The organism is Streptococcus australis ATCC 700641 (assembly GCF_000186465.1).
Lineage (GTDB): Bacteria > Bacillota > Bacilli > Lactobacillales > Streptococcaceae > Streptococcus > Streptococcus australis.
In genome coordinates this window covers 1,515,683-1,528,470 of record NZ_GL636091.1, presented here as the reverse complement: position 1 = coordinate 1,528,470, position 12,788 = coordinate 1,515,683, and the positions used below count along the sequence as shown (strand labels likewise).

Genomic DNA, 12,788 nt, shown 5'->3' with positions numbered 1-12,788 from the left:
GGTCATCACTACGCCTTCCGACGTTTCCATTCAAGATTATAACAAAGATACGGAGTCGATTCAATTAGAATGCTGATTATATAATTAATGTTCGGAAATTACTAGACGATTATTTAGAACAACTTCTATATATGAGTTATTTATGAACAAACGCCAACCCAATTGATGATTTCTTTGCTGACAAGCTTAGGGACTGCTGTATAAAAATCGTGACCGAGATCCTTTAAGAGTACCTTCTTGATAGAGGGATCTAATGTCTCAAGGGCTTTAGCTCTCCAAGTGGGTTCTTCCTTGTATTTAGGACCAATGAATAAGGCCTTGGTATCTGTGAGAGGAACTTGAAAAGATCGGAGGTTCCGTCTGAGTCTCAGCAAGGTAAGAATAACTTGTGGATCTAAATCCAGTTCATAATGATGGAGGTCAGAATTCCAACGATAACTGGCTTGGATGGCCTTTATAGTCGCTGGCGAAGGATTGTCCGTATCTCCAAGTTCACTCGCAACCGCTTCTTCTAGAGATGAAAATACCTGATGCTTCAGATAGGCGACTGTCTCTTCAAGTTCCTGCTCTAGTGGTAAGATCTGGTCCATGTCAAGATAGCCACCATCTAGCAGAACCAGGTGTGTAATTTGCGGTATCTTGGATGCTAGGTATCGAGCCAAATCTCCACCTAGTGAATGGGCAATGATGCAAGTAGTTTCATTAGTATCCACATGCGCTTTAAACCAATCTACTAAATGGTTTGCAGATTCCAGTTTTACCTTATAGGGATCTAGATAGGTGATGGGGTATGGAAAGCAGTGAGCGAATTCGGTTATATGATTTTCGTTACTTCCGAGACCTCCGATAAAGTAAAACCTCATTCTTTCACCTCTATTTCCTTAATGATTCTGGCTGGATTTCCAGCTAGGACTACATTATTCCCGAAGGATTTGGTCACCACTGCACCAGCTCCAACGACAACATTATTGCCTAAGGTAACGCCTGGAAGAATGATAGCTCCACCCCCCGCCCAAAAGTTGTCTCCAATCGTTATCGGAGCTCCATATTCTTTTCCTGAATTCCGCTCATATGGATCTAGCGGATGGAGAGGCGTGAGAAATTGGCAATTGGGGCCAATCATGGCGTTCTTTCCAATCCTGATTGGGCAGACATCCAGCATGGTTAGGTTCCAGTTGGCATAAAAATTTTCACCCAAGTGGATATTCACCCCATAATCACAAGCCAAGAAGGGATGCAAGGATAGATTTTCTCCAGTAGACCCGAACCAACTTTTTATGAGTTGACTCCGCTTCTCTCCATCTGCTTCCTGGTTAAAGGCATATTGCTTGGCCCGAGCTTCTTCTGCCAACTTCCTCAATTCTGGATCCATGGGACTGTAAAACTCGCCAGCAATCATCTTTTCATATTCCGTTTTCATAATTATCTCCGCTCTATAGTAAAAAACCACTCATAGTGAGTGGACTTGTTTATCTCTTAATGGTACATCAGGTAGCCATCGAAGAGCTCAAATATTTTTCCTATCGCTCGGAAAACAAGAGCCGCAACAAGGGCAATCAGCAAGAAGTAAGCTACAGCAAAAATCACACTAATGATCATCATGACACACTCCTATTTAATGTACTTTTTCCACCCTCTATTATACTCCTGGCCTATTTTAGATTCAAGGAAAACGCTATCAAAACTTGATTTGTTTTCAATTTGTAATTTACAAAAATTTTCAGACGGTTCAAAAATAATAAAAAGCAGGATTCTTACTCAGATATCGTTTTAACTATCTACTCCTGCTTTTACTATTATTGAAAATGAAAGAACAAAAGATAGTTCTGTCAGAAAATATTATGAAAGCTAAGCTATTATTCTTCGAGCTTATCCGTCTTTTCTTTGTCCTCTTCTTTTTCAGGAGCGCCATTGTTGACAGCTGACTTGAATTCAGAGAACATTTTTCCAAGCGAGTGTCCTAACTCAGGCAAACGCTTTGGTCCAAAGATTAAGAGGGCTCCCAGGATAATTATAATCAGTCCTGGTGCACCGATATCACGTAAAATTCCCATATTTATCTCCTTTTTTGTATGCGGTTATAGATGACGCGACTGATGCCCAGACTTACTTCGTAAAGCAAGATCAGTGGCACGGTCATTGCTAAATCACTGATAAAATCAGCTGGTGTCAGGACGACTGCCAGTACCAGCAATAGAAAGTAGGCTATCCGGCGGTAGCGCCTTAACCAGTCTGGCGTTAAAATATGAATCGAGGTCAAAAAAGCTACAAGGACCGGCAATTCAAACAAGACACCCAAAGGCACTGTCGTATGAAAGATAAAGGCCAAGTAGTTCTGTGCCGTTAACTGAATGGTAAACTGGCCTTGTCCTAACGTTAAGAGTACCTCTAAGATAGCTGGACTAACTAGATAATAGCCGAAGAGTAAGCCAACCAAGAAACAAATCAAACTGGCTGGCACATAGAGTAGGATAACTCCTGCTTCTCCTTTTCTTAAAGCTGGCTTTACAAATTGCCAGACTTGAAAGAGGGTGAAGGGCAGGGTGATGGTAAAGGCCATTAAGCTCGCCAACTGAAGGTAGATGCTTAAAATGTCATTAGGGCCAAGGACCAAGAGTTTCTCTCGAAATCCAGCCGTCAAAAAGGCATAAAGCTGATCAGAAAACAAGAGGGCTCCACAAAAGACAAGGAAAAAACAAAGAATACAAGCGATGAAGCGTCGCCTAAACTCGCTTAAATGCTCTACAATAGTGAGCCTTCTATCTTCATTTTTCATGTTGCTTCACCGTCACAATCCCGACAATAAGAACGAATAGAACTTGGCAAGCAAGAACTTCCCAGCTCGGATAGATTCCCGCCCAATCAATGGTTGGGAAATTACTCAAGATATGATTTGGAAGCATGTTGGTTAATTGGAGCGCGTGCAGGCTCACCCCTAGCATCTTAAAAGCCAGTGCATAGATCATCCAAGTCAGGACGAAGAAAATCTTATGTGGCTTGACTAGATGACTTGCCTTGGTCATAAGAATGGCGAGAATGGCTAAAACTTCAAGTGCCAAGCCAATCCCTAGGAAGAAATCAAAGGAGCGAATACGAGGGAGGATTCCCACATAGAAGAGAATGGTCTCAGCTCCCTCACGGAAGACAGCTAAGAAACTGAGGGCAAACATGGAAATGAAACTGCCAGTTGCTGTCACAGCCTTCATCTGACTTTCCATGAATTGGTTCCATTTTTTAACGGAGGACTTACGATGTAGCCAAATCCCAATGACGATCATCATGCCTACTGCGATAATTCCTACTGCTCCTTCAATGACCTCACGGTTGGAAGCTGAAGTAACAGCTGGGAATAAGAATTGAAGAGCTACTGCAATGGCTGCACTCGCTAGAATACCTAGAAGAGCCCCTGCATAAACCCATTTCAAGCCTTTGAATAGTTTTGCTGACTTGAGAACGGTCACTAAAGCCATGACAATCAAAAGCGCTTCAACTCCCTCACGTAAGAGGATCAACATAGCGTCAACCGCCGAATAGGAAGCGGTGGTATCAATAGCAGATAGATCACTAATCAGAGCTTCCAGTTGTTTTTGATACTTGCTTTCGTTCCCCTTGACCATGATGACAGGACTCTGACTTTCCACCCGAGTATAGAGACCAGGATTGGTCGTGCTGACATCGCCCTCGATTGTTGGCCAAATGGTAATGAATTCCTTCATGGCTTGACTAGCTTGGCTAGTGTCATTGGCTTGGAAGAGGCTCAGAGCTTTCTTAAGGAGCTTGATCCCGTCTGAAAGGGTCAGATTGGAGCTTGTTTCCTCAATCTTTTCCCCACTAATAAATTGATCCAACACATTTTTTAGGTCATTGTAAGAAGATTGGATGGAGTCAAAGTTTGTAGGCTCTGTTTCGATCGCACTTCTCAAGAAGGAAATGGCTGTTTCTACCTTTCCGTAATAAGCGGTACTGTGATCTCTGACAACCGCTTCATTCCGGGTCCAGGTGTTGTTTAAATCAGCGTAAGCCTTTCGTGTCGCTTGGAGATCCTTTGCCGTGATCGCCTCTTGTAGCTTCTCAAAGTAAGGCTGCAAGCGAGTTTCTAGCTTCTCCTTTTCAGCATCCAGATCGACTGGATTTTGCTCTTTTTCAAAGGCTAGCAAGGAAGTGGAGACAGTCACCAATTGCTTTTCTGTGATCTCGCCTTCCAAGTCCAGACTTTTCTGGACTTCTTTTCCTGCCTTGGAATCATGATTGGCTTTCTTCAGAAATTCTTCTTTTATCTCTGCAACAAGAGTGTGAGCCTTTTCTTGATCCTTATCCCGAACTGCTGTCGTTGCATCTGTGATTTTGATAAAGAGATCACTATAAGACTCAGCTTGGACAGGGGTGACGATGAAAAAGAGACAGGCTACTAGGACGACTATCAATTTATTCAAATAAGTCTTGACCAATGTATCCTCCTTCCTTCACACCTCCGAAGCAGGCAAAGAGGCCACTGCCAATATGGGTCACATATTCATTCATCTTATCGTCTGCCCCAAGATTGGTTTGGATTTTCACAAAGCTGTCTGGATCCTTTTGAAAGGCAATAAAAAGCAATCCTGCATCAAACTGCCCCGTTTTCGGATCAATCCCATCAGAGTAAGAATAAGAGCGTCGCAAAATTGGCAGATCCACTTCTTTGGCCAAACGGACATGTGAGTCAACTGGTAAGAGGGAGAGGTCCACTTCGTCAAACTCGTTTTGCTTTCCAAATGGTGCGCCACTTTCTTTATAGCGTCCAAAGGTATTTTCTTGCTCCTGCAGGTTGGTCCGGTCCCAGGTCTCTAGGTGCATGATAATCCTGCGGACAGCCATATAAGAGCCGTTTTTCATCCAGTCATTACTATCAGCCCAGACCACCTTATCAAAATATTTCTCCGTTGTGACGTTGGCAGTCCCATCCTTAAAGCCAAAAAGGTTCCTTGGAGTTTCCATACGATCCCCAATAGCAGCAAAGCCTAATTGGCTCCACTTCATGGTCACCTTGTTCCGTCCTTTACGGATTAGATTGCGGACAGCATGAAAGGCCACCTGCTCATCATCTGCACATGCTTGGATAACGATATCACCACCCGTATACTGCTCTCTCAACTGTTCCTTAGGAAAAGCTGGCAGATCCCGGAAGAGTTTGGGACGTTTCTTCTCAAGGCCTAGTTTGGCCAGAAAGCTTGCCGAAACACCAAAGGTTAGGGTGAGGCGGTAAGGATTTAGTCCGACTGTTTCTCCTGTATCACTTGGAGGCAAGAGAGCGTTGGATCCATCTTTTTTGACCAGTTCCCCATTGACTAATTTCTGGCTATAATCTGTCCAGTCTTTAAACAACTGAATCAATTCGTTTTTATCTGTCGTCCGGAGATCCAGCACCACAAAATAGATATTCTTCTGCATGGGTGTGGTAATTCCAGCCTGATGCTTGCCGTAAAAACTAATCTCTTCTTGACCGTCTGCGATATTCTTGGAGCCTTGCTCCTTATTAGCGAAAAAAGCAGAAGCACCGGAGAGACCAAGTGCTAAGCCTGCTCCCCCAATACCTGCTTTTTTCAGAAATTCGCGACGATCCATCTTCTTTTCAAAAAATTTATCGTCTTTTGTCATTGTTATTTACCATTTAAAATGATTCCCATTTGAGAGAGTGGTTCCCCCAATTTTGTAACTGCTTCTGCTAGTTCTTTGGTATCTTTTTCTGTTAGATCTGTATATGATTTATAGTTGGAATCATCTGTCATATGTTTGTCTAACAGGTCATTCACCGCCTTGAATTCTGTTTCAAGGTTTTTCACTAGCTTGGCATCCTTCTTCTCAATAAGAGGTTTGAAGAGAGCAAAGATCTTTTCAGCCCCTTCAATATTGGCACGGAAGTCATAGAGATCTGTATGAGAGAAAATTTCTTCCTCCCCAGTGATCTTTTGTGTCGCCACTTCATTCAAGAGGTCAACCGCACCTGTCAACATCAAATCTGGCGTCACTTCTACTGTCGCAATCTTAGCTTTCAGCTCTTTGATATCATTGACCAATTGTTCTGCATATTTTTCAGTGCCTTCGGTGGTATTTTCTTCCCACAAGATGCGTTCGATACGGTGGAAGCCTGACCATCCTTCTTCAGATTTGTTTTCGTCAACATAGTCAACTAAACGGAAGTCAATCTTGACATCAGACTCCCCAAAGCTTTCAGCGATCGGTTCAGATCGTTCATAAGACATCCGAATCAAAGGATAGACCTTCTTGGCTTCTTCTAAATCACCACTTTTGAGGACTCTTTGAAATTCCTCTGTATCTTTTAACAATTGATCGATTTGGCCTTGCACAAACTCCTTGTATTCACTTGTCGCTTGATCCAAGGCTTTTTGGTCTTCTTTAGACAATTTCACTGTCGAAGAGGAACTATTTGTAGTCGTGTTTTTTGAAGATGGATTGGCACAGCCTGCTAATAAAGCGACTGATAAGAGTGTTACTGCAAGTTTTTTCATGAGAATTTCTCCTGGATTCGTTTTTTCGTAGTCTATTATAGCAAAGATTTTCTCATTTTTCAACAATTGTCAGAAAACTTTAATAAAATGAATTAAAGGAGTAATTCTTTCACCCGACCGATATCTGTCTCTTTTACTACCAGATAGATGCTATCTCCTAGATAGAGGCGGGTGCTACCATGTACTGTACTATTTTTGCCATTATGCTGGTGAGTTGTGATCAGGAGGTCTCTCGGTAGGTCTAAATCTCGAACCTGACGGCCTGCTATTTTCTCTGATACTGGAATTTCGATCAGGGTTAAGACATCTGAACCGCTGGTCACCTCAGGCATCAATTGCTCCAGCATAGCTTCGTAGACAGGGGCACCTTTTACTAGATCCATGGTAATGTAAGCTGTCAAAGTCACCAAGCCAATCGGCATCAAGGTTCGTACATCTCCTACCATTTCGGTCACTAGAATCATGGCTGTCAAGGGCGCTTTTGAAATGGCACTGAAATAACCACTCATTCCTAAAATGACAAACAAGGGGAGTTGATTAGAATGTATGAGACCAAACTGCAATAACACTGTAGCAACCAAGGCTCCTAAGACAGAGCCAAGAGCTAGAATCGGAAGAAAGATGCCACCAGGAAGACCACTACCGTAACTGATCATACTCCAGATAAAACGAATAGCAAAATAAAGGAACAAGGTCTGGACACTAAGAGGAATGTGGGCTAGGTCTAAAACTAAGTGGTGACCACCTCCCAGTAGATGAGGGAAATAGAAACCAATTGGTAGAATCAAAAGAAAGGCAAAGATGGAATGATAAGGAGCTGTTACATGAAGCCAGTTGCCTAGTTTTTCATAGACACGTCCAATATTTAAAACAGCTATTTCATAGAGATAGCCAGATAGTCCGAGAAAAATACCCATGGCAAGAAAAATCCAATAGCTGGATAAATCGATATGGGGGATGTGATCGGGCATGTTTAAAACAGGAGTTTGACCGAAAACGTTGAGAGAGACAAAGTTGGCGACCAAACTAGCAGCCAAGGTAGATATCCAGAAGACTCGAGAAAAGTGATGATAAACTTCTTCTACTACAAAGAGAAGACCCGCAATCGGAGCGTTGAAAGCTGCTGCCAAACCTGCTGCAGACCCACTTGCAATCAAGGCCCTTTCTTCTACTGGACTAAGAGCAAGTTTTTTAGACAAGCCCTTTCCTCCCATGGCGCCAAGCTGGATACTTGGACCCTCACGACCTAACATCAAGCCACTTGCAATTGCTAGGATTCCTAAAATGTATTTCTGCCAAAGTGTGGTCCACCAGTCTATTTGAAGTAATCCTTTTAATTCTGCTTCAACTTGGGGAATACCGGAGCCCTTTACGTTTTGGTTCTTTTTGATCAGTTGGCTTGCTAATAGAATAATAAAAAGATACATAGAGAGGATGATGATCCAATTGATCGGACTTCTTCCAAGATCTTTATATAACCCCTGAACAAAATGAAAGAAATGCTCAATAAAAAAACGAAAACTCGAGACGATCGCGCCAACTACGAGTCCCACTAAAGCACCTCTGCTAACCTGAGATAAAATAGATCTTGAGGTCGATTTAAATTCTTTTTGGATTTGCTGACTTTGTTTCATAAATTTTCTTAAACTCCAAGATTGATTGTCTTTATTATACTATTTTTCAATGTTCTTGAATATGAGCAAAGTGAAAAAACGCTCGAATGAGCGTTTTTTCACTTAATTATTCAGCAGTTAAAGCTGCCATTGTGATGTAGTTGTATGGTTTATTGAAGTGTGGCAAGAAGAACAAGTCTGTCAATGCCAATTTTTCAATTGTTACATGTTCTTGGATTGCCAATGAGAACATGTGGATACCCATTGAGATTGCAGCATCGCGTGATACCATTTGGGCACCAAGGATTTGACGGTTATCTTTATTATAGACGATCTTGATGGCAACTTCATGGTTATCGTGTTTGATAAATTCAGGTTTTTGAAGGTCATTGAAGCCAGTTTCTCCAGCATTGAAACCAGCAGCTTTTGCTTTTTCAAGAGTCAAACCAGTTGAAACCATGTGAAGTCCATAGATAGAGATACCGTTAGAACCTTGCACACCGATTCCTTCAAGCTCATGTCCGCAAGCGTTATAAGCACCTACGATACCAGTACGTACCGCGTTTGATGCAAGAGCGATGTAGCTAGTGTCTTTACGAGCATTGTCATAAACAGTCGCACAGTCACCTACAGCGAATACGCCTGGGATAGAAGTTTCTTGTTTCTTGTCTACAAGGAAGGCACCGTTACGGAAGAGTTCGATTTTACCATCAGCAAGATCTGTGTTTGGACGGAAACCAACTGCAAGGACAACCATATCTACATCAAATGTTTCTTTGTCAGTGATCAAGCGTTCTACTTTACCGTCACCTTGGATGGCTTTAACAGTTTGACCAAGTGCCAAACGGATATTGTGGTCTTCCAAGTTTTTCGCCATCATTTGAGTGAAGTCTTTGTCATAGTATCCGTTCAAGACAGTGTCTACGATATCAACAAGGACCACTTCTTTTCCAAGACGTTCGAAAGCTTCAGCAAGCTCAACACCGATGTAACCACCACCGACAACAGCGATACGCTCCAGGTGTTTGCTCTTATCTTCAAGTTTGTTAATAACTTCTTCAGCATTTTGGTACAATTTAACGAATTGGACGTTTTCAAGAGTTGCTTTGAATTCACGGTTACCTTTAACAATTTCAACACCTTCGATTGGTGGCAAGATTGGAGTTGAACCAGTTGCGAAGATCAATTTTTCATATGATTCTTTGTGTTCTTTACCTTCGACTTCTGCAGTCACAACTTTGTTGTCGTAGTCGATCGAAAGAACTGGTGAGTTCATGTAAACTTTAGCACCTTTAGCTTCTAATTTTTCTTTATCAGAATAGAACAAGCCTTCAGGTCCATCAATTTGTTCACCAATCCAAAGAGCCATTCCGCATCCAAGGAATGAGATGTTTGAGTTTTGGTCAAAAACAACGATTTCATTTTCGTTTCCAAAATTATCCAACATTGTGTTGATACATGCAGTCCCAGCATGGTTAGCACCCACAACTACGATTTTACTCATAGAAATAATCCTACCTTTAATTTTATTTACCATACAATTATAACATGAAAATGGTATCGTTTCCAATTTTTTTGCTTACAATTTGTGATATTATTTTCATGTTATAATTGCATAAGTCCTGAAAAATGTCAATAAATTTGCTCAGGGGGATTGTGAAATGGCTTTCTTTTTGTTAAACTTGAAGTAGGTGAATATTGGAAAGGTGGTTTACTATTTGTGGAACTAACTAGTCGATCCGAACGCCTAATGGGCTCCACCATAACCGTTTCGATTTCTCATCAACAAGCTGACCAAATACTGGCAGATTGCTTTAGTCTCCTGCGATCCTATGAGCATCGCTTTAGTGCTAATGACCCTTCTTCTGAATTGATGGAGGTCAATCAAAAGGCTGGCATTGAACCCGTAGAGGTTCATCCTGATCTTTTTTCACTGATTGCTCTAGGAACCAGCCATAGTCAAGCGCAAGGAAGTCATTTAAACATTGCGATTGGTCCACTTGTCCAAACTTGGAGAATTGGTTTCTCTGATGCTAGGAAACCTGATCAAGGGGAAATTGAACAAGCCCTAACAGTCATCGACTCTCATCAGATTTGCTTGGATCCGGATCAACAAACTGTTTTTCTCAAAAGAAAAGGGATGAAAATTGATCTAGGTGCTTTAGCAAAGGGATTTAGTGCTGATTTACTAGCTAACTATCTCAGGAGTCAGGGGATTGAACAGGCTTTAATTGATTTGGGAGGCAATATCCTTACCCTTGGTCAAAACCCTGTCAGTCATCGCCCTTGGCGAATTGGGATCCAAGACCCTCAGCTTCCAAGAGGAGAACATTTACTGGTTCTATCTGTAACAGATAAGTCCGTCGTTACGTCAGGTACCTATGTTCGTCACCTCGAAGTTGACGGCCAGTCCTTCCATCATATTTTTGATCCCCAAACCGGCTATCCTGTCGAAACGGAACTGGCAAGTCTCACGATTATTTCTGATCGATCAGTTGACGGAGAGATTTGGACCACCCGCTTGTTCGGTGAAGAACCGAGCAACATTTTAAACATTGTTGAAACCTTACCTGGCATGGATGCTATTCTAGTCTATCAGTCAGGTCGCATCGCCTATACTAGTGGGCTTCATGATTATTTGTAATTTTAATTTCAGAAAGGAATTTCCATGACAAAACTTATTGCGATCGTTGGAACAAACTCCAAACGTTCAACAAACCGCCAACTACTTCAATATATGCAAAAGCATTTTGCTGACAAGGCAGAGATTGAGTTAGTTGAGATCAAAGATATCCCTGTCTTCAACAAGCCAGCCAACAAACAAGTTCCTGAAGCTATCTTAGAGATTGCTGCGAAAATTGAGGAAGCTGATGGCGTCATCATTGGTACACCGGAATATGATCACTCCATCCCTGCTGTATTGATGAGTGCACTTGCTTGGCTATCTTATGGGATCTACCCATTATTAAGCAAACCAGTGATGATTACTGGTGCTTCTTATGGTACACTTGGTTCATCTCGTGCCCAATTGCAACTGCGTCAAATCTTGAACTCACCAGAAATTAAAGCCACTGTCCTTCCAGACGAATTCTTGCTTTCTCACTCTCTTCAAGCATTTGATCAAAATGGTGACTTAGTAGATCTTGACGTCATCAAGAAATTGGATGCTATCTTTGATGACTTCCGTATCTTTGTTAAAGTTACTGAAAAATTGCGCAACGCTCAAGAATTACTTCGTAAAGATGCCGAAGACTTCGACTGGGAAAACTTGTAAGATAGGAGACATACTAGCATGAAATTTGTAGGACTTGTAGGATCTAACTACGACCAATCATATAACCGCAAACTTTTGGAATTCATCCGTCGTCATTTCAAGATCAAATTTGAATTAGAGGTTCTTGAAATCGACGAAGTTCCAATGTTCAACCAAGATGAAAAATGGGACGAAAGCTTCCAATTGCGTCTCCTTAACAATAAAATCACTCGTGCCGATGGAGTCATTATTGCAACTCCTGAACACAACCACACCATTTCAGCAGGACTAAAATCTGTTTTAGAATGGCTTTCCTATGAAGTGCATCCTTTTGAAAGCAAACCTGTCATGATTGTAGGTGCTTCTTACTACGACCAAGGAACTTCTCGTGCTCAAGTTCACCTTCGTAAGATTCTGGATGCTCCAGGTGTCAATGCCTATACCCTTCCAGGTAACGAATTCCTTCTCGGAAAAGCGAAAGAAGCTTTTGACGCAGATGGCAACATCACGAACGAAGGAACAGTTAAATTCCTTGAAACTTGTTTAGATAACTTTGTGAAATACGTAGGAGTCGTTTCTAAATTGAAAAAACCAAAACCAATTGAACCAGAAGATTTGGATTGCGGAAAACCAATCGCTACTACCATCACTGAGGTTGACCCAGATGATCCAGATTGGGTAGAAAAAGTTGCAGAAATTACAGGTGCTGTATCAGGCGATACTTATGTCAAATTGGACCACGGTATCCTGACTGTTAATCAAATCGATATGTTCTTAAAAGCTATGCCATTTGAGTTAACTTATGCGGATGATAACAACCAATTCCTCTACTACAACAATGCTCACCAAGATCCAGATACGATGTTTGCTAAACGCGTGCCACCTCAATCTGGTAGCCGGATGTCAACTGTTCATGGTTCACTTCCACCAGCACGTATGAAAAACGTTGAATGGGTAATCGGCACTCTTCGCAACGGAAACCAGGAATATGTACGTACTATTGTTCCAGGATCCCCTGAAGGCGTGATTAATACTCATAACTACCAAGCAATGTACTATCCAGATGGCTCATATGCTGGTATCAATGAGATCGTCTTTAACTTCCAACCATGGTTGGACTGGTATCTTCAAACAACAGGTCAACGCCTTGTAGGCGGTAGCGGACCATTTGCTCCTGCTGGTGGTCATGGTGATGCAGATGCAACTTCAGGTGCTTCAGATGCTGGAGGACACGGTGACGGAGCTGCTGATGCTACATCTGGTGCAAGCAACTAATAAAAAGAGGCTAGGACTTTTGTCCTAGCCTCTTAATTGTCTTTGGATTGTCGAGCAAGACGCAGTGGTTGAGTGGCCTCTACTACGCTGATTTCATCAGCTTTTACAGCCCTACTCAACTGTGCGGAGGTGGGACAACGA

The 12,788-nt window shown here is 42.0% G+C and carries 13 protein-coding genes; 3 read left to right on the top strand and 10 right to left on the bottom strand.

Annotated elements, in window-relative coordinates; all coding sequences use genetic code 11:
- Positions 1-140: 140 nt before the first annotated feature.
- The 10 genes from HMPREF9421_RS07090 to nox all read right to left on the bottom strand — a co-directional run bounded on the left by HMPREF9421_RS07090 (position 141) and on the right by nox (position 9,623).
- Entirely contained in the window at positions 141-863 is a 723-nt protein-coding gene (locus HMPREF9421_RS07090) for an alpha/beta fold hydrolase (protein WP_006596337.1), read from the bottom strand.
- Positions 860-1,420 (bottom strand): sugar O-acetyltransferase, encoded by a 561-nt coding sequence (locus HMPREF9421_RS07085; protein ID WP_006596336.1) that lies wholly within the window; start codon positions 1,418-1,420, stop codon positions 860-862. Before HMPREF9421_RS07085 ends, HMPREF9421_RS07090 begins: the two co-directional genes overlap by 4 nt.
- Positions 1,421-1,476: 56 nt before the next feature.
- Positions 1,477-1,602: a hypothetical protein gene (locus HMPREF9421_RS11105; protein ID WP_255216908.1), complete on the bottom strand. Its 126-nt coding sequence runs from the start codon at positions 1,600-1,602 to the stop codon at positions 1,477-1,479.
- 254 nt (positions 1,603-1,856) lie between these two features.
- Positions 1,857-2,054 carry a twin-arginine translocase TatA/TatE family subunit gene (locus tag HMPREF9421_RS07080; protein ID WP_006596334.1) on the bottom strand — a complete coding sequence of 66 codons (198 nt, stop codon included), beginning with the start codon at positions 2,052-2,054 and terminating at the stop codon, positions 1,857-1,859.
- Positions 2,055-2,056: 2 nt separating this feature from the next.
- Positions 2,057-2,776, bottom strand: coding sequence for a twin-arginine translocase subunit TatC (gene tatC / locus HMPREF9421_RS07075; RefSeq protein ID WP_006596333.1), 720 nt, complete (start codon positions 2,774-2,776; stop codon positions 2,057-2,059).
- Complete coding sequence (locus HMPREF9421_RS07070) at positions 2,766-4,448, bottom strand: FTR1 family iron permease (protein WP_006596332.1); 1,683 nt, start codon at positions 4,446-4,448, stop codon at positions 2,766-2,768. Before HMPREF9421_RS07070 ends, tatC begins: the two co-directional genes overlap by 11 nt.
- The gene (gene efeB / locus HMPREF9421_RS07065; protein ID WP_006596331.1) at positions 4,426-5,634 is read right to left on the bottom strand and encodes an iron uptake transporter deferrochelatase/peroxidase subunit; all 1,209 of its coding nucleotides are present in this window, start codon (positions 5,632-5,634) and stop codon (positions 4,426-4,428) included. Before efeB ends, HMPREF9421_RS07070 begins: the two co-directional genes overlap by 23 nt.
- Before the next feature lie 2 nt (positions 5,635-5,636).
- The gene (gene efeO, locus HMPREF9421_RS07060) at positions 5,637-6,506 is read right to left on the bottom strand and encodes an iron uptake system protein EfeO (protein ID WP_006597360.1); all 870 of its coding nucleotides are present in this window, start codon (positions 6,504-6,506) and stop codon (positions 5,637-5,639) included.
- A 92-nt stretch (positions 6,507-6,598) separates the two neighbouring features.
- A complete protein-coding gene (locus HMPREF9421_RS07055) occupies positions 6,599-8,140 on the bottom strand; it encodes a ClC family H(+)/Cl(-) exchange transporter (protein WP_006596329.1) in 1,542 nt (513 codons plus the stop codon).
- 106 nt (positions 8,141-8,246) lie between these two features.
- Entirely contained in the window at positions 8,247-9,623 is a 1,377-nt protein-coding gene (gene nox / locus HMPREF9421_RS07050; protein ID WP_040803040.1) for a H2O-forming NADH oxidase, read from the bottom strand.
- Between the two features lie 246 nt (positions 9,624-9,869).
- Here nox and HMPREF9421_RS07045 point away from each other — a divergent pair, with 246 nt between their 5' ends.
- The 3 genes from HMPREF9421_RS07045 to HMPREF9421_RS07035 are packed head-to-tail and all read left to right on the top strand — an operon-like array spanning position 9,870 to position 12,647.
- A complete protein-coding gene (locus HMPREF9421_RS07045) occupies positions 9,870-10,763 on the top strand; it encodes an FAD:protein FMN transferase (RefSeq protein WP_050786737.1) in 894 nt (297 codons plus the stop codon).
- A 24-nt stretch (positions 10,764-10,787) separates the two neighbouring features.
- A complete protein-coding gene (locus tag HMPREF9421_RS07040; protein ID WP_006596326.1) occupies positions 10,788-11,393 on the top strand; it encodes an NADPH-dependent FMN reductase in 606 nt (201 codons plus the stop codon).
- Positions 11,394-11,411: 18 nt separating this feature from the next.
- Positions 11,412-12,647 carry an NAD(P)H-dependent oxidoreductase gene (locus HMPREF9421_RS07035; protein WP_006596325.1) on the top strand — a complete coding sequence of 412 codons (1,236 nt, stop codon included), beginning with the start codon at positions 11,412-11,414 and terminating at the stop codon, positions 12,645-12,647.
- The last annotated feature ends 141 nt before the right edge of the window (positions 12,648-12,788 follow it).

Coding starts and splice junctions, on each gene's coding strand:
- HMPREF9421_RS07090 (WP_006596337.1), bottom strand. CDS start 863: ATGAGGTTTTACTTTATCGGAGGTCTCGGAAGTAACGAAAATCATATA.
- HMPREF9421_RS11105 (WP_255216908.1), bottom strand. CDS start 1,602: ATGATGATCATTAGTGTGATTTTTGCTGTAGCTTACTTCTTGCTGATT.
- HMPREF9421_RS07045 (WP_050786737.1), top strand. CDS start 9,870: ATGGGCTCCACCATAACCGTTTCGATTTCTCATCAACAAGCTGACCAA.
- HMPREF9421_RS07035 (WP_006596325.1), top strand. CDS start 11,412: ATGAAATTTGTAGGACTTGTAGGATCTAACTACGACCAATCATATAAC.
- HMPREF9421_RS07040 (WP_006596326.1), top strand. CDS start 10,788: ATGACAAAACTTATTGCGATCGTTGGAACAAACTCCAAACGTTCAACA.
- HMPREF9421_RS07055 (WP_006596329.1), bottom strand. CDS start 8,140: ATGAAACAAAGTCAGCAAATCCAAAAAGAATTTAAATCGACCTCAAGA.
- efeB (WP_006596331.1), bottom strand. CDS start 5,634: ATGACAAAAGACGATAAATTTTTTGAAAAGAAGATGGATCGTCGCGAA.
- HMPREF9421_RS07085 (WP_006596336.1), bottom strand. CDS start 1,420: ATGAAAACGGAATATGAAAAGATGATTGCTGGCGAGTTTTACAGTCCC.
- HMPREF9421_RS07080 (WP_006596334.1), bottom strand. CDS start 2,054: ATGGGAATTTTACGTGATATCGGTGCACCAGGACTGATTATAATTATC.
- tatC (WP_006596333.1), bottom strand. CDS start 2,776: ATGAAAAATGAAGATAGAAGGCTCACTATTGTAGAGCATTTAAGCGAG.
- efeO (WP_006597360.1), bottom strand. CDS start 6,506: ATGAAAAAACTTGCAGTAACACTCTTATCAGTCGCTTTATTAGCAGGC.
- nox (WP_040803040.1), bottom strand. CDS start 9,623: ATGAGTAAAATCGTAGTTGTGGGTGCTAACCATGCTGGGACTGCATGT.